This window comes from Streptomyces sp. NPDC008238, assembly GCF_042956445.1.
GTDB lineage: Bacteria > Actinomycetota > Actinomycetes > Streptomycetales > Streptomycetaceae > Actinacidiphila.
Window position 1 is genome coordinate 24,049 of record NZ_JBIBGK010000047.1, and the last position, 15,373, is coordinate 39,421.

Below are 15,373 nucleotides of genomic sequence, written 5' to 3' on the forward strand. Positions count from 1 at the left end.
CGCGCTCTCCACGTCGTGCCTTTCCCTGCTGGTCTTGGAACCGACCAAGTATCCGTCACAGGGTGCGATGCTCGCGGAAGGGGGGTTCCGCGGCCGCTCAGGCCCTCACGAGCAGCTGGAACTCGAAGGCGTAGCGGGACGCGCGATAGATGTGGCTGCCGTACTCGACGGCCCGCCCCGTGTCGTCGTAGGTCGTCCGGCTCATGGTGAGGAGCGCCGCCCCCGGCTCCTCCGCGAGCAGCTCGCCCTCCGCCTCGGTGGCGCAGCGGGCGCCGACCGACTGGCGGGCGCTGTGCAGGGTGATCCCGGCCGCGCGCATCATGCGGTACAGGCCGGTGGACTCCAGTTTGGCGTCGTCCAGCGGGAGGAGTCCGGGCGGCAGGTAGTTGCACATGTGGGCCATCGGCTCGCCGTGGGTGAAGCGCAGCCGCTGCAGGACGACGACGTCGCTGCCCTCGGCGATGCCGAGCGCCGCGGCGACCTCGGCGGAGGCCGGCTCGGTCTCGTTGCGCAGCACCCGGGTGGCGGGGCTCTGCCCGGCGGCCTGGAGGTCGTCGAAGAGGCTGCTCAGCTCCAGTGGCCGCTTGACCTGGCTGTGCACGACCTGGGTGCCCACGCCGCGTCGGCGCACCAGCAGGCCCTTGTCCACCAGGGACTGGATGGCCTGCCGGACGGTCGGCCGGGAGAGGCCGAGCCGTCCCGCGAGTTCGATCTCGTTGCCCAGGAGGCTTCCGGGAGCGAGCCTGCCGTGCTCGATGGCACCTTCCAGCTGCTGCGCGAGCTGGTAGTACAGCGGCACCGGGCTGGAGCGGTCCACCTCGAACTCGAGCGGCGCGGACTCTGCTTTGGACACAGGGGGAGCGTATCCGCCGGTATCGATCTCAGGAAACTCTGACATCACATTGTCCGAACATGTGGATCCACGCCTTCTCCAGGGCCCGCGGACGGGCCGGTGCGGTCGGTGGTGCGGTCGGTGGTGCCGGGTTCCGGGAGCGGTCCGGGGAGCCGCCTCACAGGTGGCGGCGGCGGTCGCCCAGGTGCCGCTCGTAGGACTTGCGGGCCTCGACGGCCGCCTCTCGGGAGGCGGTCTCGGCGACCGGCACGTCCCACCAGGCCTGGGCGGCGGGTGCCGTCGGCGTGGGGTCGGTCTCCACGTACACGCAGGTCGGGCGGTCGGAGGCGCGGGCGGTGGCCAGCGCCTCGCGCAGCTCGCGCACCGTCGCGGCGCGCAGCACGTCCATCCCGAGGCTGGCGGCGTTGGCGGCGAGGTCCACCGGGAGCGGGTCGCCGGTGAAGGAGCCGTCGGCGGCGCGGTAGCGGTAGGCGGTGCCGTAGCGCTCGCCGCCCACGTCGGCGGACAGCCCGCCGATGGAGGCGTAGCCGTGGTTCTGGATCAGGAGGAGGTTGACGTTCACGCCCTCCTGCACGGCGGTCACGATCTCCGTCGGCATCATCAGGTAGGTGCCGTCCCCGACGAGCGCCCACACGGGCCGGTCGGGCGCCGCCATGCGCACGCCGATGGAGGCCGGGATCTCGTAGCCCATGCAGGAGTATCCGTACTCCAGGTGGTACTGGCGCGGGCTGCGGGCCCGCCAGAGCTTGTGCAGGTCGCTGGGAAGGGAGCCGGCGGCGTTGATCAGCACGTCGTCGTCGCCGACCACCGAGTCGAGGGCGCCGAGCACCTGGGTCTGGGTGGGGCGGTCGGTGTCGTCCGCGGCATACGCGGCGTCGACGACGCGCTCCCAGCGCTCCTTGCCGGCGGTGTACTCGGCCTCGTACTCCGGCGCGACGCGGTGGCCCGCCACGGCCTGCGCGAGCGCTTCCAGGCTCGCGCGGGCGTCGCCGACCAGGGTGCGGGCGCCGAGCTTGTGGGCGTCGAAGCCCGTGACGTTGAGGTTGAGAAAGCGCACCCCGGGGGCGGCGAAGAGGGTGGAGGAGGCGGTGGTGAAGTCGGTGTAGCGGGTGCCCACGCCGATGACCAGGTCGGCGGTGCGCGCGATGTCGTCGGCGACGGCGGTGCCGGTGTGGCCGACGCCGCCGAGGTCGGCCGGGTGGTCGTGGCGCAGCGAGCCCTTGCCCGCCTGGGTGGAGGCCACGGGGATGCCGGTCGCCTCGGCCAGCGCGCGCAGGGCGGCCTCGGCCTCGCTGTGGTGGACACCGCCGCCCGCGATGATCAGCGGACGCCGCGCGGCGCGCACCGCGTCCGCGGCGGCGGCCAGTTCGGCGGCCTCGGGAGCCGGGCGGCGTACGTGCCAGACGCGCTCGGCGAAGAACTCCTCGGGCCAGTCGTACGCCTCGGCCTGGACGTCCTGCGGAAGGGCGAGCGTGACGGCGCCCGTCTCGGCGGGGTCGGCCAGCACCCGCATCGCCTGGAGCGCGGACGGGATCAGTGCCTCGGGCCGGGTGACCCGGTCGAACCAGCGGGAGACCGGCCGCAGCGCGTCGTTGACGGTGACGTCGCCGTACTGGGTGTGCTCCAGCTGCTGGAGCACCGGGTCGGGCACGCGGTTGGCGAAGGAGTCGCCGGGGAGCAGCAGCACCGGCAGCCGGTTGACGGTGGCGAGCGCGGCCCCGGTGACGAGGTTGGTGGCGCCGGGGCCGATGGAGGTGGTGACGGCCTGCGCGGACAGCCGGTTGAGCTGCCGGGCGTAACCGACGGCGGCGTGCACCATGGCCTGCTCGTTGCGGCCCTGGTGGTAGGGCATCTCCTCCCGGTACTCCACCAGCGCCTGGCCGATGCCGGCGACGTTGCCGTGGCCGAAGATGCCCCAGGTGCCGGCAACGAGCCGGCGGCGGACCCCGTCGCGCTCGGTGTACTGCGCGGACAGGAACCGCACCAGCGCCTGGGCGACCGTGAGGCGGCGTACGGACTGGCTGCTCATCAGGACCTCTCGGGGGCTTCGCCGGTGGCGGCGGGGGCGGTGTACAGGGGCAGGCGCGGGTCGGCCGGCTGGTCCGGCCAGGTGTCGCGGATCCAGGCGTGGTCGGGGTGGTCGCAGATCAGCCAGGCGCGCTCCTCCCCCGGGCCCGCCATGACGTTGAGGTAGTACATGTCGTGGCCGGGCACGGCCATCGAGGGACCGTGCCAGCCGTCGGGGATGAGGACGACGTCGCCGCTGCGGACCTCGGCGAGGACGTCGGTGCCCCGGCCGTTGCCGGAGGGTGAGACGCGCTGGTAGCCGATGCCGTCCTTGCCGTGCGCCGGGGCGATCTCGAAGTAGTAGATCTCCTCCAGGCGCGATTCGCCCTCGCGGTCCTCGTCGTGCTTGTGCGGCGGGAAGGACGACCAGTTGCCGGCGGGGGTGAGCACCTCGACCGCGATCAGGCGGTCGCACTCGAAGACCCCGGCGGCGCCGAAGTTGTTGACCTGGCGGCTGCAGCTGCCGCTGCCCCGCAGCTCGACGGGGACGGCGGAGGCCGGTCCGTAGCGGGCGGGAAGCCTCCGCTCGCAGCGGGCGCCGGTCAGGGCGAAGCGGCCCCCGGAGGCGGTGGTGACGGTGACGGTCTCGTCGCGCGGCACGTACGCGAAGTCGCTGACCGCCGTGAACACGCTCTCGCGCCCGGTGAGCCGGAAGGTCTCCCCCTGGGCGGAGACCTCGCAGCCGCCGGAGAGCGGCAGCACGATCCATTCGCTGTCGCCGGTGGCGAACTCGTGCCGTCCGCCGGGCGGGAGTTCCAGGACCCGCAGGGAGGAGTGCTCCCAGCCGGCCCGGCCGGGGTCGACGTCGACGGCGTAGGGGCCGGCGACGGCCTTCCCGGCGGGCAGGTGCTCCTCGGTGCCGTTCATGGTGGGGGCCTCGCACTTCTCGCGGTTCGACCGGGACGTCACAGCAGACCGACGGCGGTGTCGACGGCGGTCTCCACGCTGCCCTCCGCCGGGTAGAGCAGGGTGCGGCCGACGACCAGGCCCTGGACGGTGGGCAGGCGCAGCGCCTTGCGCCACTTCTCGTAGACCGCCTCCTGTTCCCTGCCCACCTCGCCCCCCAGCAGGACGGCGGGGAGCGTGGAGGTCTCCATGACGGTCGCCATGTCGTCGACGTCCTCGGTGACGGGCACCTTGAGCCAGGTGTAGGCGGAGGTCCCGGCGAGCCCCGAGGCGATGGCGATGGACTTGGTGACCGCCTCCGCACTGAGGTCGTTGCGGACCCTGCCGTCGACGCGACGGGATATGAACGGCTCGACGAAGACCGGGAGCCGGTGCTCGGCCATCTCGTCGATGGCGCGGGCGGTGGCGACCATGGTGCTCAGCGAGCCGCTGTCCTCGTAGCTGATGCGCAGCAGCAGCTTGCCCGCGTCGAAGCCGAGCCGGGCTATGTCCTGGGCGCGGTGGCCGGTGAAGCGGTCGTCGAGCTCGAAGGAGGCGCCGGCCAGGCCGCCGCGGTTCATCGACCCCATGACCACCTTGCCCTCGAGCGCGCCGAGCAGCAGCAGGTCCTCCAGGATGTCCGCGGTGCCGAGGACACCGTCGACGCCGGGACGGGAGAGCGCGGTGCACAGCCGCTCCAACAGGTCCACGCGGTTGGCCATGGCGAACTCCCGGTCCCCCACCGCGAACGCGCCCCGCGCGGGGTGGTCCGCGGCAAGGATCATCAGCCGGCCGCTGTCACCGACGAGCGGACGGCGCACGCGGCGGGCGGCGGCCTCGGCGATCGCCTCGGGGTGGTGGGTCCGCACCTTCACCAGGTCGGAGATGCTGATGCTCAAGAGGAGCTCACTTTCGGGCAGGGGACGGACCGTCAGCCGCGGCCGAGGAGGTCCTGGACCTCCGTCGCGGTGGGCATCGCGGAGGAGCAGGCGAGGCGGGAGGCCACGATCGCGCCCGCGGCGTTGGCGTGGCGCATGATCCGCTCCAGGTCCCAGCCGGCGAGCAGCCCGTGGCAGAGGGAGCCGCCGAAGGCGTCGCCCGCGCCGAGCCCGTTGACCACGTCGACGGGTACCGGCGGCACCTCGGCGGTGCTGCCGTCGCGGTGGACGGCGAGGACGCCCTTGGGGCCCTGCTTGACGACGGCGAGTTCGACCCCGGCGGCGAGCAGCGCCTCGGCGGCGGCGCGCGGTTCGCGCACCCCGGTGGCGATCTCGCACTCGTCGAGGTTGCCGACGGCGACGGTGGCCGAGGCCAGCGCCCGCGCGTAGTAGGGGCGGGCCTCGTCGGGGTCCTTCCAGAACATGGGGCGCCAGTCGAGGTCGAAGACGGTGGTGCCGCGGCGGGCCCTGGCCTCGAGGGCGGTGAGGGTGGCGGTGCGGCTGGGCTCCGCGCACAGGCCGGTCCCGGTCATCCAGAAGATGCGGGCGGCCCGGATCGCGTCGAGGTCCAGTTCGCCGGCGTGGATCTCCAGGTCGGGGGCCTTGGGCAGCCGGTAGAAGTAGAGCGGGAAGTCGTCCGGCGGGAAGATCTCGCAGAAGGTGACCGGTGTCGGGTACGCGGCGACCGGCGTGACGTAGCGGTCGTCGACGCCGAACTCCTTGAGCGCCTGGTGGCAGTAGGTGCCGAAGGGGTCGTCGCCGGTGCGGGTGATGACGGCGGTGGCGCGGCCGAGGCGGGCGGCGGCGACCGCGACGTTGGTGGCGGAGCCGCCGAGGAACTTCCCGAACGTCTCGACCTGGGGCAGCGGGACACCGGTCTGCAGCGGGTAGAGGTCCACCCCGATCCGGCCCATCGTGATCAGGTCGTACGGCTCGGTCATGGGCGTGACTCCTCGTCGTGCGTCACCTGGGGGTCGCTCTGCGGCCCTGTCAGGTCTAGCCCGCCCGGCCGAGCGCTGTCAACACTATGTCCTTACATACGAACGTACCGACCGCCGGACATCCGGCTCGTTACCTTGTCGTTACGTCGAGATGAATTGATGTCTTGACAAAGTCTTGACAGGGACCCCGGGGAGGGGTTTGCTCCCGTGCAGCACCCGGCCATGTGAACACGTCCGTCCCCTTCTCCCTCCCACCGCAGTGAGGTGCAGGAACATGGAACGCTCTCGCAGATACCGTCGGATCTCCGCCGTCGCGGCCCTCTCCACCGCCGCCGTCCTCCTCGCAGCCGGCTGTTCCAGCAGCTCAGGCGGGAAGAAGGCCGAGGAGTCGGCAGGCGCCCCCGCCGCGGGAAAGGCCGACACCCCGCGGATGAAGATCGCGATGGTCACCCACGCCGCCCCCGGCGACACCTTCTGGGACCTGATCCGCAAGGGCGCCCAGGCCGCCGCCGCCAAGGACAACGTGGAGCTGGTCTACTCCAACGACCCCAACGCCGCGACCCAGGCCAACCTGATCCAGAACGCGATCGACCAGAAGGTCGACGGGATAGCCGTCACCCTGGCCAAGCCCGACGCCATGAAGGACGTCGTCGCCAAGGCGGAGGCCGCGGGCATCCCGGTGGTCGGTTTCAACGCGGGCCTGGACGACTGGAAGGACCAGGGGCTGCTGGAGTACTTCGGACAGGACGAGAGCGTCGCCGGCGAGGCGCTGGGCGACAAGCTCAACGACCTGGGCGCCAAGCACAGCGTCTGCGTGATCCACGAACAGGGCCACGTCGCCCTGGAGGCCCGCTGCGCCGGCGTGAAGAAGACGTTCAAGGGGAAGACCGAGAACCTCTACGTCAACGGCACGGACATGCCGTCGGTGAAGTCCACGATCACGGCGAAGCTCAAGCAGGACTCCGGCATCGACTACGTCGTCACCCTGGGCGCGCCCTTCGCGCTGACGGCCGTCCAGTCGGTCGCGGACGCCGGCAGCAAGGCGAAGGTCGGCACCTTCGACCTCAACAAGGACCTGGTCAAGGCCGTCCAGGACGGCGGGGTGCAGTTCGCCGTCGACCAGCAGCCGTACCTGCAGGGCTACCTGTCCGTCGACTCCCTGTGGCTGTACAAGACCAACGGCAACGTCAGCGGCGGCGGCGTGGCACCGGTCCTGACCGGCCCGGCCTTCGTCGACAAGGACAACGTCGAGTCCGTGGCCGCGTTCGCCGCGAAGGGCACCCGGTGATCCCTGTGTCCCAGGCAGCCGCCCCCGCGGCGTCCCCCTCACCACCCGCGGCACCCGCCTCCAAGGCGGACGGCCGCACCGCCGAACGCTCGCTGCTGCGCCGGACACTGGCCCGCCCGGAGATCGGCGCGCTGATCGCCGCCGTCGCGGTGTACCTCTTCTTCTTCGCGGTGGCGCCGTCCTTCCGCGAGGCCGGATCGCTGGCGACCGTGCTCTACCAGGCGTCGGTCATGGGCATCATGGCGCTGCCCGTGGCCCTGCTGATGATCGGCGGCGAGTTCGACCTCTCGGCCGGCGTCGCCGTCACCGCGTCGGCGCTGACCGCGAGCATGTTCAGCTTCCAGCTCAGCATGAACGTGTGGACCGGTGTGGCCGTCGCCCTGGTGGTGTCCCTGGGCATCGGGGCGCTCAACGGCTACATGCTGGTGAAGACGGGGCTGCCCAGCTTCCTCATCACCCTGGCCACCTTCCTGATGCTGCAGGGCCTCAACCTGGCCGTCACCAAGATCTTCACCGGCAACGTCGCCACCGACTCCATCAGCGACATGGACGGCTTCGGCCAGGCGCGCGCGCTGTTCGCTTCGGAGATCGGTGTCGGCGGGGTCCAGCTCAAGGTGACGGTGCTGTGGTGGCTCGGCTTCGCGGCGCTCGCCACCTGGGCGCTGCTGCGCACCCGGTTCGGCAACTGGACCTTCGCGGTCGGCGGCAACAAGGACAGCGCGCGGGCGGTCGGCGTACCCGTGGCCTTCACCAAGATCGCGCTGTTCATGGCCGTGGGCTTCGGCGCCTGGTTCACCGGCATGCACCTGCTCTTCTCGTTCAACGCGGTGCAGTCGGGCGAAGGCGTCGGCAACGAGTTCCTGTACATCATCGCGGCGGTCATCGGCGGCTGCCTGCTCACCGGCGGCTACGGTTCGGCGATCGGCTCGGTGTTCGGCGCCTTCATCTTCGGGATGGTCTCGCAGGGCATCGTGTACGCCAACTGGAACCCCGACTGGTTCAAGTTCTTCCTCGGCGTGATGCTCCTGATCGCGACCCTCGTCAATCTGTGGGTCCGCCGCACGGCGACCCGGAGGTGAGCCCGATGACCACCGCCACCACCACCCCCGGCGGCACCGCCGCCGCCCCCGAGCCCCTCGTCGAACTGGACGGGGTGGGCAAGAGCTACGGCAACGTCCGCGCCCTGCACGGCGTCGACCTGGCCGTCCGGCCGGGGCAGGTCACCTGCGTCCTCGGCGACAACGGCGCGGGCAAGTCCACGCTGATCAAGATCGTCTCCGGGCTGCACCGGCACACCGAGGGCGAGTTCCGCATCGACGGCGCGCCCGTACGGCTGAACACCCCGCGGGAGGCCCTGGACCGCGGCATCGCGGCCGTCTACCAGGACCTGGCGACCGTTCCGCTGATGCCGGTCTGGCGGAACTTCTTCCTCGGCTCCGAGCTGACGCGCGGGCCATGGCCCGTACGCCGCCTGGACATCGCCCGGATGAAACGGACCGCGGACGAGGAGCTGCGGGCGATGGGCATCGTCCTGGACGACCTCGAACAGCCCATCGGCACCCTCTCCGGCGGCCAGCGGCAGTCCGTGGCCATCGCCCGCGCGGTCCACTTCGGCGCACGGGTGCTGATCCTGGACGAACCCACCGCGGCACTGGGCGTCAAGCAGTCCGGCGTCGTCCTGAAGTACATCGCGGCCGCACGCGAGCGGGGTCTGGGCGTCATCTTCATCACCCACAATCCGCACCACGCGTTCATGGTCGGCGATCACTTCTCCGTGCTGCGGCTGGGCACTCTGGAACTGAGTGCGGCACGGAAGGAGGTCTCCCTGGAGGAGCTCACCCACCACATGGCCGGCGGCACCGAGCTGGCCGCGCTCAAGCACGAACTGGCCCAGGTTCGCGGCGTCGACGTGGACGAACTGCCCGGTCCGGAGGACCTGGCCGAGGGCCGCACCTCCCCGTGAGGGGCGGCCCGGCCCTTCCCCCCGACCCTGACATGACGTCCGTATGTCAGGACTAACTCTTGACGGCTGCCCGGCCGGACGGCGAAGCTTCCAGCGGGACCACGGAGCTCCGCGGGCATCCGTACCACCGCCCTGACGGGCCGCCCTACCGAACCACGACCGGTCCGCGGCGACCGGTGAGAGGAGCCCTCCTCATGACTGCCCCCTCCCCCGTTCTGGACCGGATCCGGATCGGTTCCGCGCCCGACTCGTGGGGCGTCTGGTTCCCCGACGACCCCCAGCAGGTGCCCTGGCAGCGCTTCCTGGACGAGGTCTCCCAGTCGGGCTACGAGTGGATCGAGCTGGGCCCGTACGGCTACCTGCCGACCGACCCGGCCCGGCTCACCGAGGAGACCGCGCGCCGGGGCCTGAAGGTCTCCGCGGGCACCGTCTTCACCTCCCTGCACCGCGGCCCCTCGGTGTGGGACGCCACCTGGGAGCACGTCGGCCAGGTCGCCGCCCTCGCCCAGGCCATGGACGCCCGGCACCTGGTGGTCATCCCGTCCTTCTGGCGCGACGACAAGACCGCCGAGATCATCGAGCCGCGCGAACTCACCGCCGAGCAGTGGGGGCACCTCGCCACCGGCATGGAGCGCCTGGGCCGCCAGGTCCGCGACGTCTACGGCCTGGACATCGTGGTCCACCCGCACGCCGACACGCACATCGACACCGAGGAGCACGTCGAGCGCTTCCTCGACGCCACCGACCCGGGCCTGGTCAACCTCTGCCTGGACACCGGCCACTACGCCTACTGCGGCGGCGACAGCGTCAAGCTGATCGAGACCTACGGGGAGCGGATCGGCTACCTGCACCTGAAGCAGGTCGACCCGGAGATCCTCGCCGACGTCGTCAAGAACGGGGTCCCCTTCGGCCCGGCCGTGCAGCGCGGCGTCATGTGTGAGCCGCCGGGCGGCGTGCCCGCCCTGGAGCCGGTGCTGGCCGCGGCGCAGGGCCTGGGCGTCGACCTGTTCGCGATCGTCGAGCAGGACATGTACCCCTGCGAGCCGGAGCGGCCGCTGCCCATCGCGCAGCGCACCCGGAAGTTCCTGCGCTCCTGCGGTGCCTGACGCACCGCCCACGAAAGGGAAGACACGCATCATGACGCAGCACGGACCGCTCGGGGTCGCCGTCATCGGCACCGGCAAGATGGGCGCCGACCACGTACGCCGCATCAACGACGTGGTGAGCGGCGCCCGGGTGACCGCCGTCGTCGACGTCGACGCCGAACGCGTGAAGGCGGTCGCCGACGGCGTCGAGGGCTGCACGGCGTACACCGACCCCGCGGCGGCGATGGCCGCGGCCGACGTGGACGCCGTGCTCATCGCCTCGCCCGGCCCCGCCCACGAGGCGGCCCTGCTCACGGCCTTCGAGCACGACCTGCCGGTGCTGTGCGAGAAGCCGCTCACACCGGACGCCGCCTCCGCGCTGCGTGTGATGGAGGCCGAGCAGCGCCTGGGGCACCGGCGGGTGCAGGTCGGCTTCATGCGGCGCTACGACGCGGAGTACGGCAAGCTCAAGGCCCTGCTGGACAGCGGTGAACTGGGCCGGACGCTGATGCTGCACAACCGGCACCGCAACGCGAGCATCCCGCCCGGCTTCACCAACGCCAACCTCGTCAACGACTCGCTCGTGCACGAGATGGACGTGACCCGCTGGCTGCTCGGCCAGGAGATCACCGCCGTCACCGTGCTGCGCCCCCGCCCGTCCGCGAACGCGCCCGCGGGCCTGGACGACCCGCAGTTCGTGGTCTTCGAGACCGACGGCGGGGCCGTCGTCGACGTCGAGGTCTTCCTCAACTGCGGCTTCGGCTACCAGGTGCAGGCAGAGGCGGTCTGCGAGCGCGGCAGCGCCCGCATCGGCGACGCGCACGACCTGCTCGTCAACACCGCGGGCCGTTGGGGCGGCACGATCGCCCAGGACTTCGTGGAGCGCTTCGCCGACGCCTACGACCGCGAGGTCCAGGCATGGGTCGACGCCACCCGGCGCGGAGAGGTCACCGGCCCCAGCGTCTGGGACGGCTACGCCGCCGCCGCGGTCTGCGAGGCCGGCGTCCGCTCCCAGGAGACGGGCGGGCGCGTCGAGGTCGAACTGGCCGACCGACCGGCGTTCTACCGCTGAGGGACGCACGTCCCCGGCCACCCCGGATCCGGCGCGGGTGGGACGGTTACTCCCTGGCCGCCCCGCCCGCGCCTCCACCGCATCCGTGAGAAAGGCATCCCCGTACATGCGCGTCGTCCTCTTCGGTGTCGGGCGCCTCGGTTCCTTCCACGCGGCCACCCTGCACGCCCATCCCGAGGTCTCCGAACTGGTCCTCGCGGACGCCGACGCCGCACGGGCCGCCGCGTCCGCCGCGCGGCTTGGTTCTGGCGCGCGGGCCGCGTCCTCGGTCGACGCGGCGTTCGCCGGCGGCGCGGACGCGGTCGTCATCGCCTCGGCGACCTCCGCCCACGCGGAGCTGATCTCCCGCGCCGTGCGGGCCGGGCTCCCCGTCTACTGCGAGAAGCCGGTCGCCCTCGACCTGGAGTCGACGGTCACCGCGCTGCGCGAGGTCGAGGAGGCCGGCGCCGTCCTCCAGATGGGCTTCCAGCGCCGCTTCGACCCCGGCTACCGCGCCGCCCGGGAGGCCGTCCGGGCCGGACGGCTCGGACGGCTGCACACCGTGCGGGCGCTGACCTCCGACATGGCGCCCCCGCCGCCGGAGTTCGTGCCGCTGTCCGGCGGGCTCTACCGGGACTGCCTGATCCACGATTTCGACGCGGTCCGGTGGGTGACCGGCCGTGAGGTCGTCGAGGTCTACGCCACGGGCGCCAACGGCGGGGCCGCCTTCTTCCGCGACGCGGGCGACGTGGACACCGCGGCGGCGCTCCTCACCCTCGACGACGGCACCCTCGCCACCGCCACCTCCACCCGCTACAACGGCGCCGGCTACGACATCCGCATGGAACTCGCCGGATCGCTGGACCAGATCGCCGTCGGCGTCGGCCCCCGTACGCCGGTCACGTCCGTGGAACCGGGCGCGGCCCCGGGCGTGCCCGACCCGTGGACCGGGTTCGTGGACCGCTTCGGGGACGCGTACCGGGCGGAGATCGGCGCCTTCCTGCAGGTCGTGACGGGTCGTTCGGAGAACCCCTGCGACGGGCGCGAGGCGCTCGACGCGCTGCTGGTGGCGGAGGCGTGCGAGGTCTCGCGCCGGGAGCGGCGGCCGGTCACGGTCGCCGAGATGGCCGAGGTCGCGGAGCACGCCGGCACGCGCGCGCGGTGACCCCGCGGGGCGCCGCGAGCACGTCACCCCCGCGGTCCGCCCCGGGTGGCGTGATCACCCGGGGCGGTGCTTGCTGGGACGAGGCGGTCCCGGCGGTCCACGAGGGAAGGACCTTTCATGGCGATGAAGGTCCGGGCGCTGCGCGCGCCCCGTGCGGCGGGACTCGTGGGGATCGCGTTCGCGGTGCTGATCGGCGCCGCCATCGTGCTGGTCAGGGCCTCCATCCCCAGCGGTGAGGGCGCGCTGACCGAGTCGCCGCTCAGTCTCTCCTCGCGCAGCGGGGTGCAGACGGCACTGGCCCTCATCCCCTTCGCCGGCATCTTCTTCCTGTGGTTCATCGGCGCGGTGCGCGCGCACGTCGGCCCGGGCGAGGACAAGTTCCTCTCGACGGTGTTCCTCGGCAGCGGTCTGGTGTTCGTCGCGACGCTCTTCGGCGCCGCCGCGGCGGCCGGCAGCCTGCTGGCCACCACGCAGGTCGCCTCGCCCGGGACCCCGCGGGCCGAGCTGGCCTACTTCGGCCAGCACCTCACCTACAGCCTGCTGACGACGTACTCGATGCGGATGGCCGCGGTGTTCGTGCTGTCGGCCTCCACCGTCGGGCTGCGGCTGGGGTCCTTCCCGCGCTGGCTGGTGCTGCTGGGCTACCTCGTGGGCGTCACGCTGCTGTTCGTGGTCCCGAACGTGCCCTTGGCCGAGCTGGTCTTCCCGCTGTGGGCGCTGGTCGTCAGCCTCCACATCGTGGTGGCGAGCTTCCGTTCCCGTCCGACGGGGCTTCCGGGCGGCTGAGCGCCCGAGGTCGTGCGCCGCAGCACCAGCGTGACGAAGCCGAGCGTGCCGCGGTAGCCGTGCAGCCACTCGGCGCGGTGGACGGCGGCGGCTTCGAGGGCGGCGCCACTGTCCGGGTCGCCGGGATGGTCCAGGGCCCACTCGGCGAGGGAGCCGGTCCAGGACCACTCGTAGTCGTCCCACTCACGGATGCTGCTGACGTGGGCGAGGACCGGGGTCCAGCCGTCCGCGACGATCCGGTCCACGGTGCTCGGCAGGTCCTCGTACTCCCCCAGCATGTCGACGACGTCCTGGGTGGGTTCGCGCTCCCAGAAGCCGTCGCCGATGAGCACGGTGCCGCCGGGGGCGAGGTGCTCCCGGGCCGCGGCGAGGGTCGGCAGGAGGCCGCCGAAGGCGTGTGCGGCGCCGACGCTGAGGACGACGTCGAAGAGGTACGGCGGGGCGAAGCCGCCGGCGTCCCCTTCGTGGAGGGTCAGCCGGTCGCCGACGCCGAGCGCGGTGGCCTCATGGGCCGCCTTCTCCAGTGCGCCGGTGTCCAGGTCGACGCCCTCCGCCGTGACCTTCGGGCGGCCGTCGAGGGCCCGCAGCAGCCAGGCGCCCTCCCCGCAGCCGAGGTCGAGGACGCGTTCGTCCCCCCGGCGCAGCGCCCGTCCGAGAAGGTGGCGCACCACCGCGTCGTCGAGGGGTGCGGCGATCGGGTGGTGGGTGTGCGCGATGCGCGAGATGCGGCGTCGTTCCATCGGCGCAGCTTCGCAGGGCAGGGGGTTCACCGCATCCGGTTAATTCGGCGCTGGCGTGCAACGCGATCGGTGGCGATGGCGGTTTCCCGGGTCGAAGGGACGTCGAGGCAGCACGGCCGTCGGGGCCGTCACGGCCACGACGGACACCACCGGGGGAAGGGACACGAACGGCATGGACAGGACGATCGTCGGGACGGCGGGGCGGCACGCTCCGGCCCCGGCCCTACAGGCCCCACTCCTCGCGCAGCTCGCCGAACACCTCGTGGAACTCGGGGAAGGTCTTCTTCACGCAGCCCGGCTCGTCGAAGGTGACACCCTCCGTGCGGAGTGCGGCGACGGCGAAGCTCATCGCGATGCGGTGGTCGCCGTGGCAGGCGATCTCGACCGGGGCGGGGGTGCCGGGGTGGATCTCGATCCAGTCGCGGCCGGTCTCCACCCGGATGCCCTGGCGGCGCAGGTTGGCCGCGCAGGCCTCGAGGCGGTCGCACTCCTTCACCCGGGTGTTGTAGACGTCCTCGATGCGCACCGGGCCGTCGGCGAAGGGCGCGATCGCCGCGAGCGTCGGCATCGTGTCGGAGATGTCCCGCATCGTGGTGGTGATCCCGCGCAGCGTGCCGGTGCCGGAGACGGTGGTGGCGTCCGTGCCGGTCTCGACGCGCGCGCCCATGCGGCGCAGTACGTCGACGAAGGCGAGGTCGCCCTGGAGCGCGCCGGTGCCCAGGCCGGGCACGGTCACCTCGCGGCCGGTCAGGGCGGCGGCGGCGAAGAAGTAGCCGGCGGTGGAGGCGTCGGGCTCGACGGTGTAGTCCGCGGCGCGGTAGCCGCCGGGCGGGACGACGAGCACGTCGCCCTCGCGGCCGACCTCGACGCCGAAGGAGCGCATCATGGCGATGGTGATCTCGACGTAGGGGACGGAGACCAGTCCCGTGACGTTGACGCGCAGTCCGTCGCGCATGAGGGGGCCGGCGAGGAGCAGCGCCGTGAGGAACTGCGAGGAAAGGCTCGCGTCGAGGTCGAGCGCGCCGCCCGCTATGCCGTCGGCGGTGACGGTCAGCGGCAGGTGGCCCTCCGCCTCCTCGTGGCGCAGGTCGACACCGAGCGTCCGCAGCGCGGTGGTCAGCGGGGCGAGGGGACGCCGGCGCATCTGGGCGGAGGCGTCGAAGCGGTAGGTGCCGTGCCCGGCCGCGGCGAGGGCCGGGAGGAAGCGGGCGGCGGTGGCGGCGTCGCGGCAGTAGACGTCGGCCTCGGGGAGCGCGGGGCCGGCGGGGCGTCCTTCGACGCGCCACTCCTGCGCGCCGCGGTCCACGCGGTAGCCGAGCCGGACGAGTCCTTCGGCGAAGCCGTCGGTGTCGTCGGAGAGCAGCGGCCGCCGCAGTGTCGTCGTCCCCTCGGCCGCCGCCGCCAGGAACAGCGCCCGGGCGGTGACGGACTTCGATCCGGGGACGGCGACGACGGTCACGGTGCTCTCCTGTGCTGCCCGACGTGCGGGGACGCCCTGGTGAGGGGCAGGGTCATTCTAGTGGCTTGTCACGCAGCCTTGGCCGGGTAATTGGTCCAGGTGCGGATCGGTGAGTCGGGGGCGAAATTGGTTTTCGGGTCGGCGCGGGCGTT

13 protein-coding genes and 1 pseudogene are annotated in these 15,373 nt (G+C 72.4%); 7 read left to right on the forward strand and 7 right to left on the reverse strand.

The genetic code is table 11. From position 1 onward, the window contains the following. Positions 1 to 97: 97 nt before the first annotated feature. From ACFZAU_RS40315 to iolC, 5 genes are all read right to left on the reverse strand, one after another. Positions 98 to 817: a GntR family transcriptional regulator gene (locus ACFZAU_RS40315; RefSeq protein ID WP_499601991.1), complete on the reverse strand. Its 720-nt coding sequence runs from the start codon at positions 815 to 817 to the stop codon at positions 98 to 100. A 193-nt stretch (positions 818 to 1,010) separates the two neighbouring features. Then, the gene (iolD, locus tag ACFZAU_RS40320; RefSeq protein ID WP_500556356.1) at positions 1,011 to 2,882 is read right to left on the reverse strand and encodes a 3D-(3,5/4)-trihydroxycyclohexane-1,2-dione acylhydrolase (decyclizing); all 1,872 of its coding nucleotides are present in this window, start codon (positions 2,880 to 2,882) and stop codon (positions 1,011 to 1,013) included. Then, the gene (gene iolB / locus ACFZAU_RS40325) at positions 2,882 to 3,787 is read right to left on the reverse strand and encodes a 5-deoxy-glucuronate isomerase (RefSeq protein ID WP_500556357.1); all 906 of its coding nucleotides are present in this window, start codon (positions 3,785 to 3,787) and stop codon (positions 2,882 to 2,884) included. Before iolB ends, iolD begins: the two co-directional genes overlap by 1 nt. Before the next feature lie 38 nt (positions 3,788 to 3,825). Next, entirely contained in the window at positions 3,826 to 4,704 is an 879-nt protein-coding gene (locus ACFZAU_RS40330) for a Cgl0159 family (beta/alpha)8-fold protein (RefSeq protein ID WP_499601441.1), read from the reverse strand. A 32-nt stretch (positions 4,705 to 4,736) separates the two neighbouring features. Continuing rightward, a complete protein-coding gene (gene iolC, locus ACFZAU_RS40335; protein ID WP_500556358.1) occupies positions 4,737 to 5,684 on the reverse strand; it encodes a 5-dehydro-2-deoxygluconokinase in 948 nt (315 codons plus the stop codon). A gap of 274 nt (positions 5,685 to 5,958) precedes the next feature. Here iolC and ACFZAU_RS40340 point away from each other — a divergent pair, with 274 nt between their 5' ends. The 7 genes from ACFZAU_RS40340 (at position 5,959) to ACFZAU_RS40370 (ending at position 13,022) form a co-directional block, all read left to right on the forward strand. Next, entirely contained in the window at positions 5,959 to 6,972 is a 1,014-nt protein-coding gene (locus tag ACFZAU_RS40340; RefSeq protein ID WP_500556359.1) for a sugar ABC transporter substrate-binding protein, read from the forward strand. After that, entirely contained in the window at positions 6,969 to 8,051 is a 1,083-nt protein-coding gene (locus tag ACFZAU_RS40345; RefSeq protein WP_500556360.1) for an ABC transporter permease, read from the forward strand. Before ACFZAU_RS40340 ends, ACFZAU_RS40345 begins: the two co-directional genes overlap by 4 nt. Before the next feature lie 5 nt (positions 8,052 to 8,056). Beyond that, the gene (locus tag ACFZAU_RS40350) at positions 8,057 to 8,935 is read left to right on the forward strand and encodes an ATP-binding cassette domain-containing protein (RefSeq protein ID WP_500556361.1); all 879 of its coding nucleotides are present in this window, start codon (positions 8,057 to 8,059) and stop codon (positions 8,933 to 8,935) included. A gap of 194 nt (positions 8,936 to 9,129) precedes the next feature. Then, on the forward strand, positions 9,130 to 10,041 hold the full coding sequence (locus ACFZAU_RS40355; protein ID WP_500556362.1) for a sugar phosphate isomerase/epimerase family protein: 912 nt from the start codon (positions 9,130 to 9,132) through the stop codon (positions 10,039 to 10,041). A gap of 31 nt (positions 10,042 to 10,072) precedes the next feature. Next, positions 10,073 to 11,092, forward strand: a complete 1,020-nt coding sequence (locus tag ACFZAU_RS40360; RefSeq protein WP_499601447.1) for a Gfo/Idh/MocA family protein — start codon at positions 10,073 to 10,075, stop codon at positions 11,090 to 11,092. 106 nt (positions 11,093 to 11,198) lie between these two features. Further along, positions 11,199 to 12,236: a Gfo/Idh/MocA family protein gene (locus tag ACFZAU_RS40365; RefSeq protein ID WP_500556366.1), complete on the forward strand. Its 1,038-nt coding sequence runs from the start codon at positions 11,199 to 11,201 to the stop codon at positions 12,234 to 12,236. 117 nt (positions 12,237 to 12,353) lie between these two features. Then, positions 12,354 to 13,022 (forward strand): hypothetical protein, encoded by a 669-nt coding sequence (locus ACFZAU_RS40370; protein ID WP_500556363.1) that lies wholly within the window; start codon positions 12,354 to 12,356, stop codon positions 13,020 to 13,022. A gap of 11 nt (positions 13,023 to 13,033) precedes the next feature. On the opposite strand, the pseudogene ACFZAU_RS40375 reads toward ACFZAU_RS40370, so the two are convergent. Both ACFZAU_RS40375 and aroA read right to left on the reverse strand, forming a co-directional pair. Continuing rightward, positions 13,034 to 13,762 (reverse strand): annotated as a pseudogene (locus ACFZAU_RS40375) (SAM-dependent methyltransferase); the annotation flags it as partial. Between the two features lie 223 nt (positions 13,763 to 13,985). Then, the gene (gene aroA, locus ACFZAU_RS40380; protein ID WP_500556364.1) at positions 13,986 to 15,221 is read right to left on the reverse strand and encodes a 3-phosphoshikimate 1-carboxyvinyltransferase; all 1,236 of its coding nucleotides are present in this window, start codon (positions 15,219 to 15,221) and stop codon (positions 13,986 to 13,988) included. Positions 15,222 to 15,373 lie beyond the last annotated feature (152 nt).

What these genes read in the sequence shown, in the direction of transcription:
- ACFZAU_RS40360 (WP_499601447.1), top strand. Translation starts at nt 10,073, where the DNA reads ATGACGCAGCACGGACCGCTCGGGGTCGCCGTCATCGGCACCGGCAAG.
- ACFZAU_RS40355 (WP_500556362.1), top strand. Translation starts at nt 9,130, where the DNA reads ATGACTGCCCCCTCCCCCGTTCTGGACCGGATCCGGATCGGTTCCGCG.
- iolC (WP_500556358.1), bottom strand. Translation starts at nt 5,684, where the DNA reads ATGACCGAGCCGTACGACCTGATCACGATGGGCCGGATCGGGGTGGAC.
- ACFZAU_RS40370 (WP_500556363.1), top strand. Translation starts at nt 12,354, where the DNA reads ATGGCGATGAAGGTCCGGGCGCTGCGCGCGCCCCGTGCGGCGGGACTC.
- iolB (WP_500556357.1), bottom strand. Translation starts at nt 3,787, where the DNA reads ATGAACGGCACCGAGGAGCACCTGCCCGCCGGGAAGGCCGTCGCCGGC.
- ACFZAU_RS40350 (WP_500556361.1), top strand. Translation starts at nt 8,057, where the DNA reads ATGACCACCGCCACCACCACCCCCGGCGGCACCGCCGCCGCCCCCGAG.
- ACFZAU_RS40365 (WP_500556366.1), top strand. Translation starts at nt 11,199, where the DNA reads ATGCGCGTCGTCCTCTTCGGTGTCGGGCGCCTCGGTTCCTTCCACGCG.
- ACFZAU_RS40340 (WP_500556359.1), top strand. Translation starts at nt 5,959, where the DNA reads ATGGAACGCTCTCGCAGATACCGTCGGATCTCCGCCGTCGCGGCCCTC.
- iolD (WP_500556356.1), bottom strand. Translation starts at nt 2,882, where the DNA reads ATGAGCAGCCAGTCCGTACGCCGCCTCACGGTCGCCCAGGCGCTGGTG.